This window comes from Shewanella sp. SR43-4 (assembly GCF_014163845.1).
Classification (GTDB): domain Bacteria; phylum Pseudomonadota; class Gammaproteobacteria; order Enterobacterales; family Shewanellaceae; genus Shewanella; species Shewanella vesiculosa.
Genome location: NZ_JACJEB010000003.1, coordinates 72,715 through 98,118, shown reverse-complemented (window position 1 = coordinate 98,118; position 25,404 = coordinate 72,715). Strand labels below are relative to the sequence as shown.

Genomic DNA, 25,404 nt, shown 5'->3' with positions numbered 1-25,404 from the left:
TGCATGTTAGGCAGACAATCCACCAGCAATTTTTAGCATAATTTAGCCATGAGCTTCAGCTAAATATAACCAAGTATCGATAACGGTATCAGGATTAAGCGATACAGAATCAATACCTTGCTCAACTAACCATGCAGCAAAATCAGAATGGTCTGAAGGACCTTGACCACAAATACCGACGTAAGCACCTTTCGCTTTAGCCGCTTTAATCGCCATGGCTAATAATGCTTTAACCGCATCATTACGCTCATCAAACAAGTGACTGATGATTCCTGAGTCACGATCAAGCCCTAATGTTAACTGAGTTAAATCATTTGAACCGATAGAAAAACCATCAAAATGCTCAAGGAACTGGTCAGCTAGCAAGGCGTTTGAAGGTAGTTCACACATCATGATAACGCGTAAGCCATCTTTACCGCGCTCTAAGCCTTGTTCTTTTAGTAACTCAATAACTTGAGATGCTTCGTTTACGGTACGCACAAACGGGATCATCACTTCAACATTGGTTAAGCCCATTTGATTACGAACACGTTTAATAGCTTCACATTCGAGCGCGAAACAATCGCGGAATGATTCAGAAATATAACGGCTCGCACCACGGAAGCCCAACATTGGATTTTCTTCATCTGGCTCGTAACGATCACCACCGACTAAGTTTGCATACTCGTTAGACTTAAAGTCTGACATACGTACGATAACTTTCTTCGGATAAAAAGCCGATGCGATAGTCGCGATACCTTCAACTAGACGCGCAACATAAAACTCAACTGGCGAGTCATACCCAGCGATCATTTCATTAATTTCGGTCTGTAGCTCAGCAGTTTGGCCATTGAAGTCAAGCAATGCTTTAGGATGGATACCAATCATGCGGTTAATGATAAACTCTAAACGCGCTAAACCCACACCTTCGTTAGGTAAACGAGCAAAGTCAAATGCACGATCAGGGTTACCCACGTTCATCATAATTTTCATTGGTAAAGGCGGTAAGGTATCAACACGGTTAGTGACGATTTCAAACTCTTGTTTACCCGAGAAAATTAAGCCAGTATCACCTTCAGCACAAGATACGGTAACTATGTCGCCAGTCTTAATGCGGTCAGTCACATCACCACAACCTACAACAGCAGGAACACCTAGTTCACGTGCAATAATCGCAGCATGGCAAGTACGGCCACCACGGTTGGTTACAATCGCACTAGCACGTTTCATGATAGGTTCCCAATCTGGGTCTGTCATGTCAGTCACTAACACATCACCTGGCTCAATTTGATCCATCTGGTCGATAGAGGTTAATACTTTGGCGACACCAGTACCAATCTTATGGCCAATAGCACGACCTTCACAGATCACCTCGCCTTTGGTTTTTAAGTGATAACGTTCAATTAACTGCACATCTTCACGGCTACGAACGGTTTCTGGACGAGCTTGGACAATATATAACTTTCCGTCGTTACCGTCTTTGGCCCATTCGATATCCATTGCACGACCATAATGCTTTTCAATCACCATGGCTTGCTTAGCAAGCTCCATGACTTCTTCATCATTAATCGAGAATACACGACGTTGCTCTGCAGCAACGTCTTCAATTTTAACTTGCTTACCATGGCCGGCATCATCAGAGTAAACCATCTGAATCAACTTACTGCCGATGTTACGACGCACAACAGCCTGATGGCCTTGCGCTAAAATAGGTTTGTGCACATAGAATTCATCAGGGTTAACAGCACCTTGTACAACCATTTCACCTAAACCAAAAGATGAAGTGATAAATACAACGTCATTATTACCTGACTCAGTGTCCATAGTGAACATCACCCCAGATGCGGCTTTGTCTGAACGGACCATACGTTGTACGCCAGCAGATAAAGCGACACCTTGATGTTCATAACCTTGGTGGACACGGTAAGAAATTGCACGGTCGTTAAACAGTGATGCGTATACATGCTTAATTGCCAGCATGACAGCATCGAACCCTTTAACGTTGAGGAAGGTTTCTTGTTGACCAGCAAAAGATGCATCAGGCATATCTTCAGCAGTGGCTGAAGAACGCACAGCAAATGATGCTTCTTTCGTTTCGCTCGACAATTGCTCGTAAGCTTCGCGAATCGCGTCTTCTAATGCGGGTTGAAATGGGGTTTCAATAACCCATTGTCTGATCTGGGCACCTACTTTTGCCAGTTCATTGACATCATCAACATCCAATGTCGCCAGAATGTCAAAAATTTTCTGGTTAACTCCACTTTGTTCAAGGAACTCATTGAACGCATGAGAGGTCGTTGCAAAACCGCCAGGAACTTGAACCCCTGCATTAGCCAGATTGCTGATCATCTCACCAAGGGATGCGTTTTTACCGCCAACCTTGTTTACATCACCCATGCCTAATTCTTGATACCAGAGTACGTATTGCTGCACAGTTTTATCTCCGCAAGTTTTTATTTCAGTGGCCACTTCACACGAGGGCAATAGCATCTTACACTCCCATACAACACGCGTAAATCTATAATTTTATTTGTAATTTTATTACTACAAGAGGTCAGAATGACACCAAAAGTATTCTACATTTCAGATGGGACCGCGATCACAGCTGAGGTTTTTGGGCATGCGGTGCTTTCGCAATTTCCCATAGAATTTGAAGCACTTACGATTCCGTTTGTGGAAACGATTCAGAAAGCACAAAAAGTGAAGCAACAAATAAATGATTGTTTTATTACAACAGGTGTAAGACCACTTGTGTTCCACTCAATCATTAATCCGGAAATCCGCAATGTGATTTTTTCAAGCGAATGTGTCGATTATGACTTTTTGAATACCTTTGTCGCGCCATTAGAACAACACTTGGGCGTGCAAGCGAAGCCTTTATTGCATCGAACTCATGGTAAAAGTAACCACGGTTACGAAACTCGTATAGATGCGATTAACTACACAATGGAAAACGACGATGGCCAAACCATGAAACACATGGATAAAGCCGATATCATTTTATTGGGCGTATCTCGCTGTGGTAAAACCCCCTCCAGTTTATATCTGTCGATGCAGTTTGGTATAAAGGCTGCAAACTACCCGTTTACTGAAGATGATATGGATAACCTTCAGCTACCTGAGGCATTAAAACGCAATAAATCCAAATTATTTGGCTTAACAATTGACCCCCATCGTTTGCATGAAATTCGTCAAAGCCGAATGGAAAACAGCCGTTACTCATCATTAAGACAATGCAAGCTTGAAGTGAAAGAAGTGGAAATGATGTATAAGAAAGAACGTATCCCCTTTGTGAATACCACCAATCATTCGGTTGAAGAAATTGCCACAAAAATTATTGATATAACCGGTTTAGAACGTCACATGTTCTAATTTATAAACAATAAAATACGCTGTAAATAGGCTTTCAAACCCAGACTGACTCGCTTAATTCGGGTAAGCCGTTTACAGCAATCTGTTTATTCAGCCAGAGAATCCGAGGCTAAGCCTCGCATCTTGAACTTCTTTGGGTATATAATCCCGAGTAATATGATGCTGATGCATCTCACGATTTCTCGGTAATATGCATGACAATTAAAACAGATGAACTACGAACTACCCTTTTAAGCAAAGTCATTTCACCCGCTCAACTGGCATCAGAATACCCTTTGACTCAAGATGCTGCAGACTATCTTGTTGCACAGCGCCGAGAAGTTGAAGCCATTATTGCCGGTGAAGACCAACGCTTATTAGTCATTATTGGCCCTTGTTCAATTCACGATACCAAAGCGGCACTTGAATATGCCGAGCGCTTATCGGCACTTCACCACGAACTAAAAGATGACTTATGCATTCTGATGCGGGTCTATTTTGAAAAGCCTCGCACTATTGTTGGCTGGAAGGGATTAATTTCGGATCCTGATTTAGACGGCAGCTTTAGCCCCAACAAAGGCTTGCGCTTGGCGCGTGAGCTATTGCAGCAGATCACCGAATTAAAACTGCCTATCGCCACTGAATTTTTAGACATGGTAAACGGTCAATATATTGCTGACTTAATCACTTGGGGCGCTATTGGCGCACGTACCACCGAAAGCCAAATTCACCGTGAAATGGCGTCTGCGTTGTCCTGTCCTGTGGGCTTTAAAAATGGTACCGACGGTAACATTAATATCGCTGTTGACGCCGTTCGCGCAGCCCAAGCTCCACATATTTTTTATTCTCCGGATAAAGATGGCGCCATGGCGGTATATCGTACTCACGGCAATCCATTTGGGCATATTATTTTACGTGGTGGGAAAACACCAAACTATTGTGCAGAGGACATTGAAGTGGCTCGCGCCCAACTTGAACAAGTGGGTGTAACTCAGCGTATGGTGGTTGACTTTAGCCACGGCAACAGTGAAAAACAGCATAAAAATCAGTTAAATGTTGCCGATAGCATCATAGCGCAACTGCGCAGTGGTAGCACAGCTATCGCTGGTATTATGGCAGAAAGCTTTATGATTGAAGGTAATCAAAAAGTCGTTAAAGGCGAACCTTTAGTTTATGGTCAAAGTATTACCGATGCCTGTTTACATTGGGCTGATTCAGAAAAACTGTTACGTGATTTAGCTCAAGCATCAAGAGAGCGTAAAGCCTTACTCGCACAATAAGTCCTTACTGACTTATTCGCTAGTTGAGCAGCTTGATGAACGTTTACCAATGCCAGTCATTTATGACTGGCATTGCCATTTATAGTCTTAAATCCATCCTATTACTCTTGTTCTAGTAAAGAAGCTTTAGACAATACGGCAAACTGTTCACTGATCATCATCAGGCTGTCGACTAACTCAGGGTCAAAATGCTTACCTTTACCTTCTAAAATAAGCGTCATCGCTTCTTCATGGCTAAACGGCCTCTTGTAACAGCGTGGTGATGTTAATGCGTCATATACATCAACCAGAGCCACTATTCTCGCAGACAAGGGAATGGCATCACCGATTAACCCCTTAGGATAGCCGCTGCCATCCCACTTTTCATGGTGAGCTCCGGCAATGTCGCGCCCCATCCGAATAAATGAACATTCTGGGGCATAGGCTAATAGACTATTCAGTACTTTTTCACCGATCACAGGATGCGCCTTAATTTGCTCGAACTCTTCTGCCGTTAAGCGTCCAGGTTTTAATAAGATATGATCGGCAATACCCACTTTACCTATATCATGCAAAATGGCTGAGAGGCTTATTTCTTGAATAAAAGCTTCGGTTAATTCTTGTGGAACATGCTCATCAGTTAATCGTTGTTTTGCCAGCATATTGGCATACTGCTGCATTCTGATTAAATGCGCCCCCGTTTCATTATCACGGTACTCAGCTAACTTAGCTAATCCCATCACAGTGGCTTTACGTGAGGCCAAAGTAGATGCTAACGAATGCGTTAATTTACCCAACAAATAAGATATAGACTGAGTCACAATGGCATTAGTCACTAAAAAGTTAATCGCTACCACATACCAGATCAAGGTCGAAAATCCACTCACATCAGGCCAATGAACTAGTTGGTATTGATAGGCGATACCAATTAGTAATAGCGATATCGCGTTGACAACTTGAGCCCATAGCGCCATTTTTTCGCCGAGCAAAATGCTGCACAGTGGAGGGAAAGCAAATAGCCAAAAAAAGCCCGCGCCAGAGGGGCCGATAGCAATGACAAAACCAATACCGATACCAAACGCAAGGTAACATCCTACGATAAATTTTTGCCTATCAGTAATGCGAGGATAAAACAAAATGAATAACAATATTCCATAAGCGAGAGTATCAAATATTGCCATGCCCCATAAGTTTTTAACGACGCACAAATAGACACTGGTGATGTAAACCGGAATACACAATAAAGCTAATATGCTAAATAATCGTTGAAAAATCACTCGACGCCATGCTGGTAATGAATCATCAAACCCATGAAGAATAAGCTGTGCGGTTAACCGAGAAGACATATTAATTCCTTTAAGACGAGGTTGTGCTCACAGCATTGAGTTTTTTTAATATAGTAAATTGAATAGCTTAAAACGTTATCCAAGTGATAAAGGCAATATAGCAATTGTGTTATTTGCGCTTGTAAGTATTGTTGCAACACTGACAATACGCAAAAAATAGGATTAAAAATAATCCATAAAACTAATATTGAGTCCATATTCGATTATGATCGCCCTTCATTGGACTGACGATGATTGTTGATAGTGCCTTATTTGACCATAATGATGCCCTTATATGATAATGAGGTACTTCTATTCATTCTCTGCAACAAAGAGTCACCTTCGTCGAGCCACACTGTTACCTATTAATAAGGATGTTGTTATGCAAAGTTCGTCTCGTAGTGCTGCTGTTTTTGGAATATTCATTGCGCTGGGCTTTGGTGCTTTGGGTCTGTTACTCAAACAAGCCATTGTTGAATACAAATTACTTGAGCGCAGTGTCACAGTTAAAGGCTTAGCAGAAAATGAATATCCTGCTGACATTGTCATCTGGCCTATCCAATTTACTGCAGCCAATAATAATCTCGATGAACTGTATAAACAGCTGGAAGCACAAAACAACCAAGTGGTCAGTTTTTTAACTGAGCAACATATCGATCCAAAAGAAATTACCCTCACAGCGCCGACAATTACCGATAAATTGGCGCAACAATATGGTGGTAATCAACCAATAGAATTGCGCTATACCGCGACACAAACCATTACGGTTTATTCTAATGACATCGATAAAGTGCGTGGTGTCATGCCGCAATTAACTGAGCTGGGGAAAACAGGCATTGTATTCTCGCAGAATAACTATGATGCCCAAGTCGAGTATATTTTCAGCCGATTAAATGACGTTAAGCCAAAAATGATCGAAGAATCGACCACCAATGCCCGCTCAGTGGCCGAAAAATTTGCTAAAGATTCTCAAAGCCGATTAGGAAAAATTAAAAAAGCCACTCAAGGGCAATTCAGTATCAGTAACAGAGATAAGAATACGCCATACATTAAGCAAGTGCGTGTGGTATCAACCATCGAATATTACTTAGCGGATTAACCACTTGAAACAGATAATCACCAGCATACTGATTGGTTTAATGAGCTTGATGAGCATATCGATAATGGCACAGTCGTCAGAATCGACATCAGTTGATCTTAACCATAAAGGGGCCACAAGTAATCACGTTATCTTTATCGTTAGGCATGCAGAAAAAAATGCTGGTAAAAATCCCAGTTTATCTGCCCAAGGACAATTACGAGCCTTACGTTTAGCAACAGTGTTATCGGCGACCCCATTACAAAAAGTCTACACCACTGATTATAATCGTACCCGTGAAACAGCCAAGCAAGTCGCTCAAGATCATCACCTGGAGCTAAGTGTTTATGATCCTCAAAATATGGCAAACTTTGCCCAGCAGTTATTAACCGAACAGGGTAATATTTTAGTGGTAGGCCACAGTAATACTTCGACAGATTTAGTTGAAAAACTCGGGGCAAAGCAACAAATACCGATTGATGACGCCAGTGAATTTGATCGTTTATATATTGTGACCCTAAATCCCAACAAACAAATAGTATCAACGGTATTGCTTCGTTATTAATTGGCCTGTGCAGAATAGACATCAACTCAATCGACAACTGCATTTAAGCACATTAGGTTAATCAAATAATTCAGTTGTTACTATTAAACAACATATTGTCGATAAGCTTGCACAATCGTGAGCCCTTATCGACAAATAAGCACCACAACATCGACACGAATACGCTCAATACATTACAATGCGCGGCTTTTTCGCTTAATTCTTTATTGAACCGCATAACATTAGGTCGTTGTATGTCCCTTGCTCAAAACCCAGCACAAACTCAAAACCATTTCCCTGATGACATTGCAGCACGTATTGCTCAATCAGAAGCCCGCGTTATTAAGGCTATTTTCCCATCTAATACTAATCACCATAACACCTTATTTGGTGGTGATGCATTAGCCTGGATGGATGAAACAGCATTTATTGCCGCTACACGTTTTTGTCGTAAATCATTAGTAACCGTGAGTTCTGATAGGATTGATTTCAAAAAAGCGATACCCGCTGGCAGCTTGGCTGAGCTGATTGCAAATGTGATCCATGTTGGTAACACATCGCTAAAAGTTGAAGTGAATATTTATGTTGAAGATATGTACCGCGATCATAGGGAACATGCAATACGTGGCGTGTTTACTTTTGTTGCGGTAGATGAAAATCGCAACCCGACCCAAGTGTGGCCACATAATTAATAACCCCCAGTAAATGCAGTCAGATAGATGGCTGCATCATCATTTCGCTCACTAGACTAAAGTCTATAGTTTGATTGTTTTTATTCAAATCAATGATAATCTTGCACAAAGCAATAGAATACTCGATTACTTTTCTGTTACATTGAGTTTATCTTCACGTGCAACATAGAATAAAAAACGCCATGAAGCTCGAAAATTTAAATATCATTATTGCAGATGACCATCCATTATTCCGTAATGCCTTAAGGCTAGCGCTGAGTAATGCCTTTGAACACACGCAATGGTTTGAGGCTGATAGTGCAGAGGCATTACAACATGTCCTTGATGAGAAAGACCAACCGTTTGACTTAATCTTACTTGACCTACAGATGCCGGGATCTCACGGTTATTCAACGTTAATCCACCTTAGAACCCATCATCCAGACATTCCTGTGGTGGTGATTTCTGCCCACGAAGACATCAATACCATAAGCCGAGCAATACATTATGGTAGTAGCGGATTCATTCCGAAATCAGCGTCTATGGAAGTGTTGGAAGAAGCATTAAACGCGGTGTTATACGGTGATATTTGGTTACCCAAAGGTACCCAAATTGTACCGGTTTCTGATGATCCAACTGACAAAATGGCCTCACGTCTATCTGATTTAACCCCACAGCAATATCGCGTACTGCAGATGTTTGCCGAAGGGTTACTCAACAAACAAATTGCTTATGATTTTGGGGTATCAGAAGCCACCATCAAGGCTCATGCAACGGCAATATTTCGCAAATTGGGGGTTCGCAATCGCACTCAAGCGGTGATAGCATTACAACAATTAGAAATGGATAGAATTGATATCTCGTAATGCCTCAATCATTAACGTTACAACAGCTACCTTTTTCGCAAGCTTGTGAAAATAACCAGCAGCCTATATTAACGCTATTAACAAAGTGGCTTCCTAGTTGCGTTCATTTGCTTGAAATAGGCAGTGGTACTGGCCAGCATAGCGTGTATTTTGCTAACCATCTTCCGCATATCCGCTGGCAACCAAGCGATCAACGGCATTATCTGCCTAATTTGCAAGCTCGTCTCAATTTGCAAGCATCACCAAACTTACAGCCGGCTATTGAATTAGATGTCACCCAACCATGGCCGCAACTGACATCAAATGTCGATGCGATATTCAGTGCTAATACTCTGCATATTATGAGTAAAACTATGGTTGAAGCATTTTTTATTGGCGTGGGTAATCTATTGGTAAACGCTGGCTCATTAGTTATTTATGGTCCGTTCAATTACCAAGGCCAATTTACCAGTAACAGTAATCGACAGTTCAATATGTCTTTACAACACAATAATCCCCAAAGCGGCATCCGCGATATCGAATGGATCTGTCAATTAGCACAGCAGCAAGGGCTAACGCTTCGAGAAGACATTGCTATGCCAGCCAATAATCGTTTACTGCATTTTATTAAGTAAGCCCAAATCATTTAACCAATAAGCTAATTGCTTCTGTTCATTTATAAGCTATCGGCTTGGATTCACACATATAAGGACACAGATTATGGGTTCAGTTACCACCAAGAGACATGCCAATGGTCTCGATTATGTTGCTGTCGATACCGCGTTTTGCCAAGCGCGTATTTTTTTGCAAGGGGCGCAAATAGATCAATTTACACCCAGTGGAAAATCACCACTTTTATGGGTATCAAGTGCCGACGATTACCAACCAGGCAATGGCATAAGAGGTGGAATTCCAGTTTGTTGGCCTTGGTTTGGGATGAGCGATATCCAAGGCTTTCCGCAGCATGGTTTTGCGCGCAATAAGATTTGGTCATTAGAATCCATCAACATGGGCGATCAATCTGTTGCGTTGCTGTTTGCCCTGCCCGCCAGCGAAATAGATAAGCAGTATTGGCCGCATAATACCCAAGTGAAGGTGCTATTTAACTTAGGTGAAACATTATCGGTAAGCATCATCAATATTAACAATGCAGATTACGACATCGAGCTCACACAAGCATTGCATAGCTATTTCCCCATAGAAGATATTCACCAACTTAAGGCCAGTGGATTTAGCGGTTCACAATACATTGAATTTGATCAAGGACCTTTTGAACAAGTCGACGATGTGGTTAAATTTGATCGAGAAACCGATAGAGTTTATACCAAACTAGCGCCCATTCAGGAATTACATACTCCAAATGGAACGATTGTGGTGAGCCGGGAAAACAGCCAATCCGCAGTGTTATGGAACCCTTGGATAGACAAGTCAACCCGCCTATCTCGGTTTAATCATGATGATTACTTAACCATGGTCTGTTTAGAAGCAGCCAACGTGCGAGACGACAGCATAGTGTTAGCGCCAGGACAAACCCACACGTTAACCACTCATATCGGTTGGAAATAAATAGGCTGGAAATAATATCACTTAATTGTGGCTAATCATGTCAGCCATAGACTGATGAAACACGCAGTTATCAAACTAATTTGACTTCAGCATAATCAAAAGGCAGCCTCGGCTGCCTGTTGATTATCACATGTTGCTTAATAGCATTAAGGATATCGCTCACATAGAGCAAATCGCTTATCGTAAAATGACTAATCAGCTTAGCTGTGAGAATTAATTAATGGTTCGATTGGTAGATTTTCGAAACAAACCAAACCAAAAAGCAGTTTCAAGTAATCCTCCAGCCACAAAAAAAGTCACCGCCCCGGTTTGGCTGCCGGCTAAATAACATGTCAACGCCAGCGCAATTAATGCGATTAAGACCACGACTCTGTAGATACCTGTCATATTAATTTTCTCTCAACCCAATCAATGAACTGTTCATCAGTCACTATATTCTCCAATCACATTAGCCCTTTAATCCACTGTAAGTCAACTAAATAGCAGCCAATAAAAAAGGCAGCTTCAGCTGCCTTTTTTGCAATCGTACCTTTGGTCGAGATAAGAAATGGTTATACCATCTGTTTACCCAAACTGAGGCTAATTAGTTTGCTGTTACTTCACAACCTAGTGGGCTGTTTGAGTTTTCATAAACAATGTCACCCATTGGAGCATAATCTGCAGCCGCAATAGTGCCTTTATCTTTGAAGAAAGTGTATAACACTTCTGCATCAACATAACCTGTTTGAATTGGTGCAAGCTCAGGATAGCCATCACCACCAGCAGCATTGAAGCTTGGTACAGTAAAGCTGTATGAGTCAGTGGCACTGTAATCTTTACCATTGATTTCACTGATAGCAACTGTTTGAGCAGTACAATCTACTGTCATTTTCACACCGGTGATTTGTGCATATGCGCCAGAACCACGTTGGAAAGATGCTACAGTGTTTAAGTACTCAGTGACTTCTGCACCTGTCATAGTGCTTAACGTTACCATGTTGCCAAAAGGCTGCACGGTTAACACGTCACGGTAAGAGATATCACCTTCAGCAATTGAAGCACGCACACCACCAGAGTTCATTACACCGATATCGGCACCGACTTTAGTGCGTTGCGCTTCTGCAACCAAACGGCCTAAATTAGTTTGCATATTACGTACATTTGCACGTTCGCCGTCTAATAAACCATCGGTGGTAGCAATCACTTCACTAAGTTGGCCTTGACCACGTTCTTGATAATAAGAAAGTAGTTGTTTTAAGTCTGCATCTGCGGCGATTTCATCAGCAACCAATACTTTCGTTTTATTGCCATCTGCATCAGTCACTGATGTTTTCAAATTAACCGGGATTAACTTGTAACTAGCAAGGTGAAGCTCGCCATTGAAATATTCAAAATCAGCACGACCGACATACTTACCCCACTCGTGAGCTTGCATAATGTAAGTGCCATTTTGCATATCAGGCGTACAGTCATCGCCAGGAGCAAAGTCAGCGTAATCGTTTGTACCTGGTTCCATACATACTGGGTTTTGTGAATGACCACCAATAATGGCATTCAAATCACCTTCTGCTAGAGCACGAGCCATGGCGACGTCGCCAGGGGCGTTACTACCATTCATTGCATCAGCATAGTGACCCATATGAGTGGTTGCAAAAATAAGATCCGCAGTATCTGCAGCTTTAATTTCTGCAATCACTTTTGCTGCTTCAGTGGTTGGATCGGTAAAGGTTAAATCTTTGATAAATTCTGGGTTACCAATCTTCGCAGTGTCTTCAGTGGTTAAACCGATCACAGCAATGCGCAAACCATTTATATTAAATACTTTGTAAGCATCAAAGTAGCGAGTGCCATCAGCTTTATAAATGTTAGCCGCTAACATTGGGAAGTTAGCAATTGAGCGTTGTGAATCTAATACCGCAAGTGGATTATCAAACTCATGGTTACCGACTGCCATTGCGTCATAAGCAATTTCATTCATACCAATAAAATCTGGCACTGCATCTTGTAAGTCTGACTCTGGGACGCCAGTGTTGATATCTCCGCCCGAAAGTAAAATCGTTTCACCGCCGTTTGAGCTAACTTCAGCACGGATCTGGTCAATCAGCGTTTTACGTGCTGCCATACCGTATTCGCCGTCACCGTTTTCCCAAAAACGACCGTGGTTGTCATTGGTATGTAATACTGTAAATATTTTACAATCTGCACCAGCTTCGGCACACGTCGTCGGTGCAACGACAGCGGTATTGTCGTCGTCACTGCCACAACCGGTCAACGCTGCTAGTACAGCCGTTGCGACTAATCCTTTAATTAACATATTTGTCATGATTTACCCCGATGTTATAATTTATATTTTTAAATCCGTGAATTATCCTATTCACGGCCAGAATGATAACAAAGATTGACGGTTTTTGATGTCACTTTTATGACAGAATGTGATTTTTAATACATTATTTAACAATAACTTACACCTCAATAGTTCCCAGTAAAAAACAATTACCATGTTAATGGGTATGTTAAACTAAAGTAAAAAAAATGGCTTAAGCATTTTTGCTGCTAAGCCATTTAAATAGATTGATTTTTTTATATAAAGACAATAACGATTATTGTCTTTGTATAAGAACAGTGATGAACTTGCGTTATTTCAATACTTGCTGCAACCATTGACCAATATCAGCAAGTTGATTAGGCAATACACTGTGAGCCATCGGATAAGTTTTCCAGGTACTCTGATAACCTGCCGCAATCAGTGCGTCATAAGCCATTTTACCTGCAAACATCGGGACAACATCATCTTGCTCACCATGATGTTGTAAAATAGCAGTATGAGCATTAGCATCAGCAAGTTGCTCTGGCAATGTTTCGCCACCGGGTAAATAACATGATAACGCCATAATACCGGCCAGTTTTTGTTCAAAACGCAGCCCGGTGAACAAACTCATGACCCCACCTTGACTAAAACCAGCTAAAACGATTTTATCAGCAGGTATACCACTATTAATCTGCTCAACAATTAACTGACGGATGGCTTGCTCAGACGCCATAACACCTTGTATATCGGCGCGATCGTGTAAATCCATGCTTTTAATATCGTACCATGAGCGCATAACAAAACCGCCATTGATGGTCACTGCTTGTTCTGGTGCATGAGGAAAAATAAAACGAATACTGTGCTGACCAGCTAAGCCTAATACGGGGACGACGGGCGCAAAGCCAGCACCTGAATCACCCAATCCATGAAGCCAAATAACGCATGCTGTTGCAGGTGTTTGCGGCTCGATTACAATTTTTTCTAGCTTAAAAGACATATATATATCAATCCTATCAATGCAATAAAATATTGCAGGCTATATTACGTCAATTGATTTTTAACATCGATCTATTCACACCCCATCACCACAAATAATCAACCTTGACGGCAATGTAATTAATTTAATCGAACAAAACTAGCGATTAATTACACTTTTATTCGATTTTATTTGTTGTAACCTAAGACTAAAGCCACTAAGGAGATGAGATATATGGGATTACTACAAAATGGCCAGTGGGTCGATCAATGGTATGCAACCGAAGAAAATGGCGGTGAGTTTGTTCGAGAAGATGCGCAATTACGTCATTGGGTAACTGCGGATGGCCAAGCTGGCCCCTCTGGCGACGCAGGCTTTGTTGCAGAAGCAGGCCGCTATCATTTGTATGTGTCTCTAGCCTGCCCTTGGGCGCACCGCACCCTTATCTTTAGAGAATTAAAGCAATTACAATCACTTATTGATGTTACTGTTGTTGAAGCACATATGCGGGAAAACGGCTGGGAGTTTGCCAATGCTGTTGATGGCAAAATTGGTCAACACATAGCAGGGGCTCAAGCCGATCCTTTACATCAAAAAGACTTTTTATACCAAATCTATCAATTAGCGAAACCACACTACAATGGTCGAGTCACAGTACCAGTATTGTGGGACAAAAAAACCAACACTATCGTCAGTAATGAATCATCTGAAATCATTAGAATGTTCAATACCGCCTTTAATGATATTACCGGCAATACACTCGATTATTATCCTCAAGCCTTACAACCGCAGATAAACCAACTCAATGAGTTCATTTACGAAAAAATCAATAATGGGGTTTATCGCTGTGGTTTTGCTACCTCACAAGCCGCTTATGAAGAAGCTTATGATGCCTTATTCTCGGCGCTGGACACCATCGAGACCCGCTTAAGCACAAAACGGTATTTATTGGGCGATAGCATTACTGAAGCGGATTGGCGTCTATTTACTACCCTGATCCGTTTTGACAATGTGTATGTCGGCCATTTTAAAACCAACCGCAATACAATCGAAAGCATGACCTATATTTCAGATTATTTACGTGATTTATATCAACAACCTGGGATTGCTGCCACAGTCGATATGGATCATATCAAGCAGCATTATTACTTTAGCCATCAACAAATTAATCCGACTCAAATCGTCCCTGCCGGGCCTGATATTGACTTTTTACGCCCACATAACCGTGAGCAACTAATGACGTCAACATCTCACCCACAAGGTTAATCTGTCATAGGTTTTTGAACACGCTTTGGGAGTTTAATGGACTCGCGGCAATACGCAGTCAGAAGTGCAGCGAAAACGGCAGCAATAATATAAGCCACAAACTTTGGGTTCGCTTTGGTTGGATATTAAATAGATAGTAATCGTATTGACATGTCATGTATCGCTCATAGCATGTCAATACTTTCAGTTTGTCATTCAAGTGAATCAAGGCTCATAGCCGAGCAGCCTATTCTCATTCATCTTGCCACTAAGCCGATACAAATTAAGTTATTGCGCTTGAATGCCAGTGTGTTGCAATAGCGCGTCTAATTGCGCTGGATTATCCAGTTTAATACTCCACCTCACCGTTCCTGCATCGGCAACAATCACTAAGCCTTGATGAAAACAGCTAATGTCATCCATGGATGCGGTAAGCACTAATTGGCTATCATGAAACCGGCACTGAATTTCATGCACAGTGACAATAATTTTACCTAATGAGAAATCAATAATCATATCTACTCTCTTAAAACAAAAAATCCCAAGTCTTCACTTGGGATCGGTACAGGGTTAAACCATAAGTAAATATCAATTTACCCAAGCGGTCCCCTACTAGTGGTGATGACCACCAGCGCCATGGGCATGACCATGGGCAATTTCTTCATCAGATGCATCGCGGGCACCGACAATTTCAATGTCGAAAGTTAATTCACGGCCAGCAAGTGGATGATTAACATCAACCGTCGCCATAAACTTACCGACTTTAATAATGGTCACTTGACGCTGGCCTTGCTCAGTATTCACCACGGCAGCCATGCCCGGTTTCCATACTTTAGCACCTACAAGGTGTTTAACCGACACGCGCTGCTCAGAATCTGGTTGACGTTCGCCATAAGTATCTGCAGCTGGCGGAGTAATAGTGAATTTCTCGCCAATTTCTTTGCCATTAATCGCATCTTCAATACCAGGCATCATGTTGTCATGACCATGCAAATAGGCAATCGCCTCACGACCTTCGTTTGATTCAAGTACTTCGCCTTTTTCATCACGTAGCGTGTAATTAAACTGCACGACCATATTGTCTTTAATGCTCATTATCGTTCCTTAATTCAAAAATTTGCCGAAGCTTAGCAAAAGCGTACTAATGCATCCACAAAAAATGCTCATAAAAATACTGATTATAGTTTGATACCCAAGGCAGTAAACGTCTCTACATCAGGAAATCCATCAGCAATAAGCCCTTTTTCATGTTGAAAAGCTTGTAACCCTAATACTGAATTACGCCCTAAAATACCATCAGGCTTACCCACATCGAAACCAGCATCATTGAGCTTTTGCTGAATTTGTTTGACCGTTTCTCGGCTTAGCCTTGGCTGTTTAGGTACTGCACGGGTTAATACCGCACCACCATTAATACGATCGGCTAAATGCCCCACTGAAATGGCATAAAATTCAGAACGATTCCAACGCATTATCACATTAAAGTTGTCATATCCTAAAAAAGCAGGCCCTGTGTGCCCTGCTGGCAAATATAACGCTGCTTGCATATCTGGTGTAGACAAAGGCTGACCATTAACTTGCTTAACATTAAGCTCACGCCACTTAACCAGTGGTAGAGGATGTTTACCGCCTAAGTAAGCAAAAGAATAATCGCTAGGAATCAACACTTCACGCCCCCATCGTTCATCTGCTTTCCAACCTAGATGCTGTAAAAAGTTTGCCGCAGATGTCAGTGCATCATCAGTACTGTTCCATAAATCAGCAACACCATCGCCATCGCCATCTACCGCATACTTTCGATAATTGGTTGGCATAAATTGAGTATGCCCCATAGCTCCGGCCCATGAACCAACCATTTTACTGTCGGCAAAATTATACTGCTGCTTTAAGATCAACGCTTGCAGTAACTCACCAGTAAAATAATCACTACGTCTTGGATCGCACGCTAATGTGGCTAATGAATCAAGCACAGGCATGCTGCCTTTATAACTCCCAAAATTAGTTTCTAGCCCCCAGAAAGCAACAATGTATTGCCCTGGTACGCCATACTCTTTTGTGAGCTTAGCTAATAATGATTTATGTTCAGCCAACATTTTTTTACCCTGCTCAACTCGCCACGCAGTGACACGTTTATCAAAGTAATCACCAAAGGTGGTGGTAAATTCAGGTTGCTGATTATCTAATTCAATCACTCTAGGGACATACTTTAAATTTGCCACTGTAGTGTCGATAATCTGTTGTGAAATCCCTGCGGCTTTAGCTTTTTGCTGTAACGTAACGACACAAGTTGCAAAATCAGCTTGCTCTTGAGCAGGAGCAACATCCGCAACAGGATCGGGTGATGCCGATACCGCACAAGCACTTAATAAGGTACTAGATAAAAACATTGAAGCAATAAACACAGATAAACGTCTTTTATGGGCCATGAACAACACTTAATTTACGCAAAATGAATATTGAATATCGTGACGCATCAGCCTTAAGGAAACAAGAGCTGTTAACATTAAACCCTGTTTATTTATGCTAAACCGAAGTGAAAAATGAAAAATCTGCTAACAAGTGCGCAATCATGGTGAACCGACTCAAAACCACAGCAGCATTTAAAATAGCCCCATGGTTTATCCATTATGAATACCTCATAAAACCAAGCAATCATCGCATTTAAACGTTAGTTTAATAGGAGCCATGCCATAAAGACTTGCAGCAACAACAACGAGCCACTAGCTATTATCACCGAAACACTTTTGATGTGTCTATTATCTATGCTGCTCTCATTTACCGCAGAGTCACAAGATAATGAGTCAATTTAGCCTTTAAACACTGCTTAAGTCTCCACCTAAATATAATTGTCATTAATTAAGCCTTTTCCTTATTCAATGAGTCCGTATAATGACATTAATTCTAACTCATTTGAGCGATTAATCATGACAGAACAAACTGCAGCATTATCAAGCTTTATCGAAAGCGTAAAACAACATCAAGTCTTATGGGGCTTACAAGATGAAACTGGTGAGGGTTGGGTAGTATGTGACTCATCAGAATTTGAAGAAACAGATGTTATGCCACTTTGGTCAAGCGAAGCTGCAGCAAAAAGTCACTGCACTGATGAATGGGCTGACTATAATCCGGTTACTATTACGCTAACGGAGTTCTTAGAATACTGGGTGAGTGATTTAAATGACGATGGCGTTCTAATCGGTGTTAATTGGGAAGCAGAACAAGAGTGCTTAGAAATTGATCCTATCGTACTCGCTAAAGAATTAGTCGATTTTGAAAAAGAATAATCGTCACTAATTTAAGCTGAATATGGAATAAAAAGCGCACTTTAAACAGCGTCTTTACCTTTTGTTAAGGTTATTCTTTACACTAGGTTCGACTTTGTAGGTCATTCAAAGAGCGCCATTCGCAGTGATAACTCACAAGCCACAGCTTGGTGTTATCGCTGCGTATGATAATCCTAAGCTCAGATTAATTTACGCTTAGCGACTAAGTTCAGCCATCATTTCACTGCTCATTAATAGTATTGCATCCATGCCTACACAGATTGATATTCCTTTTGATAAACGTCATACATGTTGGTTTTGTAACGAGCCAAGTAATCAATTGTTTGATTATTATAGAATGACTCACACTCCCCACCCCTCTTTAACGATTCCGGCGTGTAAAGAATGCCATATGCTAGCCAAGAAAAATCTGCTGACCTCTATTTGGGATTGTCGAGATGCAGTAAAAGACAATTTAATGCATTTATACCGTAAAGACTTGGCCATTGGAATTAACTGGACTGAAGAAGAACTCGAACAATCAGAATTTGACTGTATGATTTTTGGAGGCTTTAAAAAAAGTGCTTGGATGATGTACCAAATTGCACAAAGTCGAATGAATGCAAGAGGTTGGCCATTAAGTCTGGAAGGTATATTACTCGATGGCGAGATTGCTGGCGATGTGAGTCAATATAAAACAGGTTTTGAATTTGACGGCATTGTGTTTACGTCACTCACTAAAGCCATTAGCCACTACAGCCAAACATTGTCTTTAGACAGTATTTTTTTACAGCAGCTCATTACGCTATTGGGTAAAGCCCAATTTGGCCATGCGGTCAAAATAGCTCGGCTCAATATTGGTATTACCCCTGGAAACCAGCGTCGAATTCTTGATGAGTTAATCGAAGATATGGACCAAGGTGCGGCTCAATAACTCAATCCACTCTGGATACGTGCCTCTGGTTAACGATTTATGCTATTGCCTATGAAAGAATAGCACGTAAACGATCTTGAACAACACTCACTAACAAGTCGGGTTGAAATTTAGAAATAAACTCATTGCAGCCGACTTTTTTTACCATAGCTTGGTTAAAACTGCCGCTTAAAGAAGTATTGAGTGTAATAAATAATGCCGCCATTCGGGGATCATTACGGACTTCATGAGTCAACTTATAACCATCCATTTCAGGCATTTCTGCATCGGTTATCATCATAAGCAATTCTTCGGCAACGTTTTGACCTTTATCGGCCCACGATTGTAATAACCGTAACGCTTGTAGCCCGTCTGATGCCTCAAGGATCTCAATGCCTAACTTACTTAATGTGTCCCTCACTTGCTTGCGAGCTGTGGAGGAGTCATCGACGACTAATATCTTACGCCCTGGCATATGAGAAGTCAGAGATTCATCAAGCACACCATCTGACAACTTCACATCATAGCTAATGATCTCAGCTAAGACTTTCTCTACGTCAATAATGGATACTAATCGTGATTGACCTTGGTCTTCTATTTTAGTTATCGCGGTTAAGTAATTATGCCCTCCAGAGGTTTTAGGCGGAGGCATAATATCACTCCAGGTCATGTTAACAATATTCTCAACTTTACCGACTAAAAAACCCTGCACACTGCGGTTATATTCAGTAATAATCAAGTTACTGTCTTCAGTCACCGGCATAGGTGAAAAACCAATTGCTTCACGCAAATTGATCACCGGGATCGACACCCCTCTAATATTAGCGACACCATAGACGTTGTGGTTACTGCCAGGCAAGTTACTTAGCGGAGGTAACTTAACCACCTCTTTAACTTTAAATACATTAATGGCAAATAACTGGGTCGAGTTAATGCGAAACAGCAATAGTTCTAAACGATTTTCGCCAACTAGCTTAGTCCTTTGATCAACCGTATCGAGCACTTTTCTCATGGACGAGTCCCACCTACAAACAACGTAAAAATGTATTATTAACGCTAATTATACTTAAAAAAGATTTATTAACAGTGTTAAAACAAGATTTATCCCCCAAAAAAGAAAAAAACTTTAAACAAGATCAAAAAGCGTCCTTAATTCGTATCATATTTTATTAGAGAAGCAAGCTGTTGCATCTCGCAAACTTTCTGCAAAGGTTATACATGGTAAATATCACCCAACCTCTGAGGCACTTAAGCATATGGCTTTCAATGATGAGTTTATCTGCTTGTACCTTAATCGATAAACCGGTCACTGTTGTAAAACCGTTTGAGCTAAATCAGTACTTAGGAACTTGGTATGAAATCGCCCGCCTCGATCATTCATTTGAGCGAAATATGTCCCATGTGACCGCACAATATACACTTCAAGGAAGCAAGGTTGTGGTGACTAACCGTGGATTTAAACAAGATGAACAGCAATGGGATGAAGCTAATGGTAAAGCTTATTTTATTGATGGCAGTGACCAAGGCTTACTTAAAGTGTCATTTTTTGGTCCTTTTTATGGCGCATACCAAATACATGACGTAATCCAAGAGCCTAATGGTCAATATACCGATGCCCTAGTGATTGGCCCTAACGCGCAATATGCATGGATCCTCTCGAGAACAGCTGTGATTAACCCCAACACCAAACAAGGTTTTATAAACAAACTCTCAGCATTGGGGATTAATACCAACAATCTAATTTGGGTGGATCAAGGCGCATTAAAAGATGATCGTTAAGCTCTTTTTACACGTACATTAAGTAAGTTTATTTGTTATATCTGACACAGGTGCCGTTATGAATATCCCATTATTTCCACTACCCGTTTGCTTATTGCCTCAGGGATATACCCAATTACGCATTTTTGAACTCAGATACAAACGCTTAGTATCTGAATCACTAAAGAGTGGTATTGGGTTTGGCTTATGTATGCTGGCTGATGATAAAAAAACCATTCTACCTATTGGTACGTTAACCCAAATTATCGACTTTGAGACGCTTGACGATGGCTTATTAGGCATCAGTGTTCAAGGAAAACAAACCTTCACCATTAACCACATTAGCGTTGATGATGACGGCTTGAAACGAGGTGACGTCAGCTTAATTGATTCTTGGCCAAGCGATATCATTGAACAACAAATTGAACCGGCTCAAAGCAATAAGATTAACCGAAAAAAAGATAAAATACTGAGTCAAACGTTAAAGCAAATTTTACAGCAGTATCCGCAGCATCTGGCCCATTACTCTGAAGAAAGTTTTAATGATATGTCTTGGGTATGCCAGCGTTGGCTTGAAATTATCCCATTGAGTTCAAAACAAAAATATCAGTGTATAAATAGTCATGACCACCAATTAGCTAAATCATTCTTATTCGATATCATAAAATAATAACAAGAGTGATCTTAATTAAGTGAGCTTTCGTATACATGATTATAGCTATTGTTTGTCAATGAAGTTGCTAATGTCTTTTTAGGCCACATTAGCAACTGCATCGATAAGATAATTAATTATGCTTAATGACGTAATTATTGGATGCGAGTGAAAATAATGGAAAATATTCAATCACAAAGCGCACAAAATCGTTATGATAAGGGACATCTTGCACAGAGATCCCTAATTAAACGAAGCGGTGCTATGAAATCAGACGAACCAAATCCAATGGCAGATGAACTCGCTGCATTAATGATGAAAGTCGCTAATCATCGATGCAAGACTTCCTTTGCCAAACTCTTTTCGCATTTTGGCCCTAAAATTAATTCTTTTGGCGTACAGCGTTTAAGTCAACAGGGCTTAGCAATGGATTTAGTGCAAGAGACAATGACTCGAGTATGGACCAAAGCACATCTTTATAATGCAGATAAAGCAGCTGTAAGCACTTGGGTTTTCACCATAATGCGTAATCAATGCTTTGACATGCTTCGCAAAGTGCAACATAACCGCGAAGATGCATTTGGTGATGACATTTGGCCATTGTTTGAATCTGATGATGCAGAAAATGACGACAATGACTTCTTATTGTCGGCTTCTTTATTGCAACATGTAGAGGAATTACCTCCCTTACAACGCCAAGTAGTACAAGGTATTTATATGCAAGAGCTGACTCAACAAGAGCTTGCAGACAAACTTAATATTCCAATTGGAACGGTTAAATCTCGACTTAGACTAGGTTTAGAAAAATTGAAAAGCTTTATGGAGAAACACTATGATTAATTACCACCCTGACCAGCACATGCTGTCTCTCCATGCTAAAGGCGAATTACCGCTGTCCATGTCGATTGCAATCTCTGCCCATGCTGAGTTTTGTCAGCATTGCCAACAGCAGCTTGACCAGATGACAATTGCCATGTCTGAACAGCAATTTGAATCGGCAGTAGCACCACAATTCACTAACAGTAAAGATAATGATCAGTTAGACGCATTATTGAGCCAGTTATTAAATTCAACTCTAGATACATTATCGGCCGAGCAGCCGACGAATATCGACAAGACAGAAGATAACAGTGTTAACATCAAAGGTCAGCATTACCCTTTACCAAGAGCATTTCGCAATCAAATCAATGCATCATGGCAAGGTATTGGTAAAGTGAGTCGTTTAAGACTTGATACCGGAGAGCCGCAAGCAAGAGCGAGTTTGTTACACATTGCTGCTAATGGTGAAATACCTGAGCATACTCATAAAGGTGCAGAGTTAACCTTGTTACTGGCAGGAGAGTTTAGCGATTGCTATAACACTTATAAACCAGGTGATTTTATGTTGCTTGATAAAGCCCACCAACATTCACCTAAAACAATTGATGGTTGTTTGTGTTACACCGTAGTCGATGCGCCCTTATACTTCACTAAAGGTATAAGTAAGTTACTAAATCCAATTGGTGATCTAATTTACTAAATATCAATATCCTTGCGAGTTATTTACTGCTCGCTGCAAAGATATCTTACGTATGCCAACTTATCACTTAGCTGATGATGGCGGCATAAGTTAGATTATTAGTTTAATTTCTTCTAAAAGAATGATTTAGAAGATGGATGATGAGGTACCTCATCATCCATTTTTATGAGCTAAACTGTATAACGCAGTGAAATTATCCTATGAATAACCAGTAATGCCATTAGGATTAGCTATTTTTTAATCGAAAAGCACATTAATTTGATTAAAAATTGAAAAAGACTATTGCCATATGCAAACACTCAGTATATTATCTACACAGATTTAGTTTTCTTGTTAATTTTGGTTACCTACCTGTAAGTCTGCTCAACTTCACTTCGTAAATAAACCCAAGACAAGCTTCTGTACATTGTTTTAAATTCAATTGATTTCTGTTGATATGATAATTTCTATTGGCGTAATCTTATTGTCATAAAACTATGTTCAACTTACAAATTAAGTGCTGTATGTATTCCTGTGATTTTAGGCTATGTGGCAACATAAAAGTTGTAGACACAAATTAGACCTTAATCAACTATTCACATAACAACACTTGATTAGTGAGTAAAAGATAGGTTAAGTTAAATCTCGAAACATTAATCTTTTGCAACACTAAAAAATGCCAAGGATATTTTATTGAACAATTGTCTCACCTAATGGGTGAATATATAGAAGGAGTGTGGCCAATGTCATACAACATTAATGGACACGAAATTTCAGTTAGCTTTCCAGTTAATTCTATTTCGTCAAACAAAAACTCAATTGCTTTTACCGACAGCCTAGGTAAAAACAAAAAAACCTTTTCAAAGCGTATTGAAGCAATAAACTTCATGAAATGGTTATTATCAGCTAATAAGTAATCCCCCCTAACGCTTTGCGTTAATCATTTACTCTGTTATTTAATAAACTCATTTCTCGGTATTCTCCTCTCAATTACCGATGTTTATTAAAACAGAGTAAAATGAATAGCTCACTAGCTTATTTTCAAGTTACTCTTCAATTTTAAACCCCAAGTTAACCATCTAAAAAACCTATTTCTCTTACTATCAATACCTTGTAGCAAAAATGTATCCTGCACTGGTGTGATCAAACCGAGTGAGGAAATTTTCGTTGGTATCTTGGTAACATGGTTTTATTGCCTAAGGCTCCCCCCTGATGTATGTAAAGAACATTGGTGGCACTGACAGCCTGACTATTTAAATAATGTTGTAATACTAAAAAGCCAACCGGATCATACAACAATTCAAATTCAATTCCCGACTGGCAAACTGTTTTCCACATATCAAAACAACGTTGTGATAATTTCCCAAAATGATATTTATGACCATCATTAATAATTCTAGGAAAATAAATCTCATCAACTAATTGTGAAAACTGTTGGCGTAAATATTTATCTCCGCCAACAGTACTACAAGTTAACACCTCAATAGCAAAAACTTCCGTTAATGATAATTGAGTCAGTTGTTGAATAATTTGTTTATTTAAATAAGCCGCAGTGGTCCCCGTACCTGAGGGGAGAAATACCATCAACTCATTTAGTCGTCGGTCTTGAGCCCATTGAATAATTTCAGTGGCGAGTTGTGTTATCCCGGTTTCGGCATACCCACAACGTCCACCTTCGGGAATAAATAGTAATTGATTTTTATCTGTGTAATTTGGATGCGACGACACAATGTGTTGCATCGCATCGTCTAAATGCATACCTTGAAGGTTTTCGGCATCGGCCAAATGACTGACATCAATAATATTGGCACCATTTTGTATCGCAGCAGCATAGTTACCCTGAGCATGTTGTAACAAGAATGTGTTGATATGACTTACATAGTAATCAAATTTCCATCCTTGCAGCTTTGCAAGTACAGACAAGGAGTATAATGAGTTGGCTTGTGCCGAGCCCGATGCCACTAGCTGGGTAACGTGTGAATAATCATGATGCAGGAAATGATAAAATTTACGCGCTTTATTACCACTAAAATCAGCATGTAATAGATCATCCCGTTTAATATAGATGCTGCGTCCATCAAAGTTCATCGCTTGTACTGGGCTTATCGAAAACATACATTGCCTTAATCAACTGTAATATGAGTATTTTAACTAAAAAATGATAAATCTCATCGATTCATTTGTATTACTCATC

Annotated in this window: 26 protein-coding genes; 16 read left to right on the top strand and 10 right to left on the bottom strand. The window is 40.4% G+C overall.

What is annotated here, in order from left to right:
• Nucleotides 1-42: 42 nt before the first annotated feature.
• A complete protein-coding gene (gene ppsA, locus H5123_RS04260; RefSeq protein WP_124016001.1) occupies nt 43-2,412 on the bottom strand; it encodes a phosphoenolpyruvate synthase in 2,370 nt (789 codons plus the stop codon).
• A 126-nt stretch (nt 2,413-2,538) separates the two neighbouring features.
• Between ppsA and H5123_RS04255 the strand changes: the two genes are divergently transcribed.
• Nucleotides 2,539-3,351, top strand: a complete 813-nt coding sequence (locus H5123_RS04255) for a pyruvate, water dikinase regulatory protein (protein WP_124015851.1) — start codon at nt 2,539-2,541, stop codon at nt 3,349-3,351.
• Between the two features lie 194 nt (nt 3,352-3,545).
• Nucleotides 3,546-4,610, top strand: coding sequence for a 3-deoxy-7-phosphoheptulonate synthase (locus H5123_RS04250; RefSeq protein ID WP_124015850.1), 1,065 nt, complete (start codon nt 3,546-3,548; stop codon nt 4,608-4,610).
• A 101-nt stretch (nt 4,611-4,711) separates the two neighbouring features.
• Here the strand turns inward: H5123_RS04250 and H5123_RS04245 are convergent, their stop codons facing one another.
• The gene (locus H5123_RS04245; RefSeq protein ID WP_182697132.1) at nt 4,712-5,935 is read right to left on the bottom strand and encodes an HD-GYP domain-containing protein; all 1,224 of its coding nucleotides are present in this window, start codon (nt 5,933-5,935) and stop codon (nt 4,712-4,714) included.
• A 361-nt stretch (nt 5,936-6,296) separates the two neighbouring features.
• Here H5123_RS04245 and H5123_RS04240 point away from each other — a divergent pair, with 361 nt between their 5' ends.
• From H5123_RS04240 to H5123_RS04215, 6 genes are all read left to right on the top strand, one after another.
• Complete coding sequence (locus tag H5123_RS04240; RefSeq protein ID WP_124015848.1) at nt 6,297-7,013, top strand: SIMPL domain-containing protein; 717 nt, start codon at nt 6,297-6,299, stop codon at nt 7,011-7,013.
• 4 nt (nt 7,014-7,017) lie between these two features.
• Nucleotides 7,018-7,557 carry a histidine phosphatase family protein gene (locus tag H5123_RS04235; protein WP_182697131.1) on the top strand — a complete coding sequence of 180 codons (540 nt, stop codon included), beginning with the start codon at nt 7,018-7,020 and terminating at the stop codon, nt 7,555-7,557.
• Between the two features lie 233 nt (nt 7,558-7,790).
• Nucleotides 7,791-8,228, top strand: a complete 438-nt coding sequence (locus tag H5123_RS04230; RefSeq protein WP_124015846.1) for an acyl-CoA thioesterase — start codon at nt 7,791-7,793, stop codon at nt 8,226-8,228.
• 182 nt (nt 8,229-8,410) lie between these two features.
• Nucleotides 8,411-9,073: a response regulator transcription factor gene (locus H5123_RS04225; RefSeq protein ID WP_182697130.1), complete on the top strand. Its 663-nt coding sequence runs from the start codon at nt 8,411-8,413 to the stop codon at nt 9,071-9,073.
• On the top strand, nt 9,073-9,687 hold the full coding sequence (locus tag H5123_RS04220) for a DUF938 domain-containing protein (protein ID WP_182697129.1): 615 nt from the start codon (nt 9,073-9,075) through the stop codon (nt 9,685-9,687). The genes H5123_RS04225 and H5123_RS04220 overlap by 1 nt, the downstream gene beginning before the upstream one ends.
• 85 nt (nt 9,688-9,772) lie before the next feature.
• On the top strand, nt 9,773-10,618 hold the full coding sequence (locus tag H5123_RS04215) for a D-hexose-6-phosphate mutarotase (protein ID WP_182697128.1): 846 nt from the start codon (nt 9,773-9,775) through the stop codon (nt 10,616-10,618).
• Nucleotides 10,619-10,831: 213 nt separating this feature from the next.
• On the opposite strand, the gene H5123_RS04210 is transcribed toward H5123_RS04215, so the two are convergent.
• The 3 genes from H5123_RS04210 to H5123_RS04200 all read right to left on the bottom strand — a co-directional run bounded on the left by H5123_RS04210 (nt 10,832) and on the right by H5123_RS04200 (nt 13,902).
• Nucleotides 10,832-11,005 (bottom strand): hypothetical protein, encoded by a 174-nt coding sequence (locus H5123_RS04210; RefSeq protein ID WP_182697127.1) that lies wholly within the window; start codon nt 11,003-11,005, stop codon nt 10,832-10,834.
• 196 nt (nt 11,006-11,201) lie between these two features.
• Nucleotides 11,202-12,920, bottom strand: a complete 1,719-nt coding sequence (gene ushA / locus H5123_RS04205) for a bifunctional UDP-sugar hydrolase/5'-nucleotidase UshA (protein WP_124015842.1) — start codon at nt 12,918-12,920, stop codon at nt 11,202-11,204.
• A 313-nt stretch (nt 12,921-13,233) separates the two neighbouring features.
• Nucleotides 13,234-13,902, bottom strand: coding sequence for an alpha/beta hydrolase (locus H5123_RS04200; protein ID WP_124015841.1), 669 nt, complete (start codon nt 13,900-13,902; stop codon nt 13,234-13,236).
• A gap of 213 nt (nt 13,903-14,115) precedes the next feature.
• On the opposite strand from H5123_RS04200, the gene H5123_RS04195 reads away from it, so the two are divergent.
• Nucleotides 14,116-15,147 carry a glutathione S-transferase family protein gene (locus H5123_RS04195; RefSeq protein ID WP_182697126.1) on the top strand — a complete coding sequence of 344 codons (1,032 nt, stop codon included), beginning with the start codon at nt 14,116-14,118 and terminating at the stop codon, nt 15,145-15,147.
• 267 nt (nt 15,148-15,414) lie between these two features.
• On the opposite strand, the gene H5123_RS04190 is transcribed toward H5123_RS04195, so the two are convergent.
• The 3 genes from H5123_RS04190 to H5123_RS04180 all read right to left on the bottom strand — a co-directional run bounded on the left by H5123_RS04190 (nt 15,415) and on the right by H5123_RS04180 (nt 17,552).
• Nucleotides 15,415-15,642, bottom strand: a complete 228-nt coding sequence (locus H5123_RS04190; RefSeq protein ID WP_124015839.1) for a DUF3389 domain-containing protein — start codon at nt 15,640-15,642, stop codon at nt 15,415-15,417.
• A 96-nt stretch (nt 15,643-15,738) separates the two neighbouring features.
• Nucleotides 15,739-16,221, bottom strand: a complete 483-nt coding sequence (locus H5123_RS04185; protein WP_124015838.1) for a peptidylprolyl isomerase — start codon at nt 16,219-16,221, stop codon at nt 15,739-15,741.
• An 83-nt stretch (nt 16,222-16,304) separates the two neighbouring features.
• Nucleotides 16,305-17,552 carry a lytic murein transglycosylase gene (locus tag H5123_RS04180; protein WP_182697125.1) on the bottom strand — a complete coding sequence of 416 codons (1,248 nt, stop codon included), beginning with the start codon at nt 17,550-17,552 and terminating at the stop codon, nt 16,305-16,307.
• A gap of 498 nt (nt 17,553-18,050) precedes the next feature.
• On the opposite strand from H5123_RS04180, the gene H5123_RS04175 reads away from it, so the two are divergent.
• Together H5123_RS04175 and H5123_RS04170 are read left to right on the top strand one after the other, a co-directional pair.
• Nucleotides 18,051-18,410, top strand: coding sequence for a DUF2750 domain-containing protein (locus H5123_RS04175; RefSeq protein ID WP_182697124.1), 360 nt, complete (start codon nt 18,051-18,053; stop codon nt 18,408-18,410).
• Nucleotides 18,411-18,648: 238 nt separating this feature from the next.
• Nucleotides 18,649-19,323 (top strand): hypothetical protein, encoded by a 675-nt coding sequence (locus H5123_RS04170; protein ID WP_404948297.1) that lies wholly within the window; start codon nt 18,649-18,651, stop codon nt 19,321-19,323.
• Nucleotides 19,324-19,372: 49 nt separating this feature from the next.
• Here the strand turns inward: H5123_RS04170 and H5123_RS04165 are convergent, their stop codons facing one another.
• Nucleotides 19,373-20,314: a chemotaxis protein CheV gene (locus H5123_RS04165; protein WP_124015834.1), complete on the bottom strand. Its 942-nt coding sequence runs from the start codon at nt 20,312-20,314 to the stop codon at nt 19,373-19,375.
• Nucleotides 20,315-20,568: 254 nt separating this feature from the next.
• Between H5123_RS04165 and H5123_RS04160 the strand changes: the two genes are divergently transcribed.
• From H5123_RS04160 to H5123_RS04140, 5 genes are all read left to right on the top strand, one after another.
• The gene (locus tag H5123_RS04160) at nt 20,569-21,081 is read left to right on the top strand and encodes a lipocalin family protein (protein WP_220487545.1); all 513 of its coding nucleotides are present in this window, start codon (nt 20,569-20,571) and stop codon (nt 21,079-21,081) included.
• Nucleotides 21,082-21,139: 58 nt separating this feature from the next.
• Nucleotides 21,140-21,730, top strand: a complete 591-nt coding sequence (locus H5123_RS04155; protein ID WP_182697121.1) for an LON peptidase substrate-binding domain-containing protein — start codon at nt 21,140-21,142, stop codon at nt 21,728-21,730.
• A gap of 159 nt (nt 21,731-21,889) precedes the next feature.
• Complete coding sequence (locus H5123_RS04150) at nt 21,890-22,552, top strand: sigma-70 family RNA polymerase sigma factor (protein WP_124015832.1); 663 nt, start codon at nt 21,890-21,892, stop codon at nt 22,550-22,552.
• Nucleotides 22,545-23,231 carry a ChrR family anti-sigma-E factor gene (locus H5123_RS04145; RefSeq protein ID WP_182697120.1) on the top strand — a complete coding sequence of 229 codons (687 nt, stop codon included), beginning with the start codon at nt 22,545-22,547 and terminating at the stop codon, nt 23,229-23,231. The genes H5123_RS04150 and H5123_RS04145 overlap by 8 nt, the downstream gene beginning before the upstream one ends.
• A gap of 722 nt (nt 23,232-23,953) precedes the next feature.
• Nucleotides 23,954-24,127 carry a hypothetical protein gene (locus H5123_RS04140; RefSeq protein WP_124015830.1) on the top strand — a complete coding sequence of 58 codons (174 nt, stop codon included), beginning with the start codon at nt 23,954-23,956 and terminating at the stop codon, nt 24,125-24,127.
• Nucleotides 24,128-24,353: 226 nt separating this feature from the next.
• On the opposite strand, the gene H5123_RS04135 is transcribed toward H5123_RS04140, so the two are convergent.
• Nucleotides 24,354-25,325, bottom strand: a complete 972-nt coding sequence (locus tag H5123_RS04135) for a 1-aminocyclopropane-1-carboxylate deaminase/D-cysteine desulfhydrase (RefSeq protein ID WP_182697119.1) — start codon at nt 25,323-25,325, stop codon at nt 24,354-24,356.
• Nucleotides 25,326-25,404: the final 79 nt, after the last annotated feature.

Coding starts and splice junctions, on each gene's coding strand:
- H5123_RS04255 (WP_124015851.1), top strand. CDS start 2,539: ATGACACCAAAAGTATTCTACATTTCAGATGGGACCGCGATCACAGCT.
- H5123_RS04210 (WP_182697127.1), bottom strand. CDS start 11,005: ATGACAGGTATCTACAGAGTCGTGGTCTTAATCGCATTAATTGCGCTG.
- H5123_RS04140 (WP_124015830.1), top strand. CDS start 23,954: ATGTCATACAACATTAATGGACACGAAATTTCAGTTAGCTTTCCAGTT.
- H5123_RS04145 (WP_182697120.1), top strand. CDS start 22,545: ATGATTAATTACCACCCTGACCAGCACATGCTGTCTCTCCATGCTAAA.
- ushA (WP_124015842.1), bottom strand. CDS start 12,920: ATGACAAATATGTTAATTAAAGGATTAGTCGCAACGGCTGTACTAGCA.
- H5123_RS04225 (WP_182697130.1), top strand. CDS start 8,411: ATGAAGCTCGAAAATTTAAATATCATTATTGCAGATGACCATCCATTA.
- H5123_RS04160 (WP_220487545.1), top strand. CDS start 20,569: ATGATGAGTTTATCTGCTTGTACCTTAATCGATAAACCGGTCACTGTT.
- H5123_RS04250 (WP_124015850.1), top strand. CDS start 3,546: ATGACAATTAAAACAGATGAACTACGAACTACCCTTTTAAGCAAAGTC.
- H5123_RS04135 (WP_182697119.1), bottom strand. CDS start 25,325: ATGTTTTCGATAAGCCCAGTACAAGCGATGAACTTTGATGGACGCAGC.
- H5123_RS04200 (WP_124015841.1), bottom strand. CDS start 13,902: ATGTCTTTTAAGCTAGAAAAAATTGTAATCGAGCCGCAAACACCTGCA.
- H5123_RS04215 (WP_182697128.1), top strand. CDS start 9,773: ATGGGTTCAGTTACCACCAAGAGACATGCCAATGGTCTCGATTATGTT.
- H5123_RS04150 (WP_124015832.1), top strand. CDS start 21,890: ATGGAAAATATTCAATCACAAAGCGCACAAAATCGTTATGATAAGGGA.
- H5123_RS04165 (WP_124015834.1), bottom strand. CDS start 20,314: ATGAGAAAAGTGCTCGATACGGTTGATCAAAGGACTAAGCTAGTTGGC.
- H5123_RS04245 (WP_182697132.1), bottom strand. CDS start 5,935: ATGTCTTCTCGGTTAACCGCACAGCTTATTCTTCATGGGTTTGATGAT.
- H5123_RS04180 (WP_182697125.1), bottom strand. CDS start 17,552: ATGGCCCATAAAAGACGTTTATCTGTGTTTATTGCTTCAATGTTTTTA.
- H5123_RS04195 (WP_182697126.1), top strand. CDS start 14,116: ATGGGATTACTACAAAATGGCCAGTGGGTCGATCAATGGTATGCAACC.
- H5123_RS04175 (WP_182697124.1), top strand. CDS start 18,051: ATGACAGAACAAACTGCAGCATTATCAAGCTTTATCGAAAGCGTAAAA.
- H5123_RS04185 (WP_124015838.1), bottom strand. CDS start 16,221: ATGAGCATTAAAGACAATATGGTCGTGCAGTTTAATTACACGCTACGT.
- H5123_RS04230 (WP_124015846.1), top strand. CDS start 7,791: ATGTCCCTTGCTCAAAACCCAGCACAAACTCAAAACCATTTCCCTGAT.
- H5123_RS04220 (WP_182697129.1), top strand. CDS start 9,073: ATGCCTCAATCATTAACGTTACAACAGCTACCTTTTTCGCAAGCTTGT.
- H5123_RS04190 (WP_124015839.1), bottom strand. CDS start 15,642: ATGATTATTGATTTCTCATTAGGTAAAATTATTGTCACTGTGCATGAA.
- H5123_RS04240 (WP_124015848.1), top strand. CDS start 6,297: ATGCAAAGTTCGTCTCGTAGTGCTGCTGTTTTTGGAATATTCATTGCG.
- H5123_RS04155 (WP_182697121.1), top strand. CDS start 21,140: ATGAATATCCCATTATTTCCACTACCCGTTTGCTTATTGCCTCAGGGA.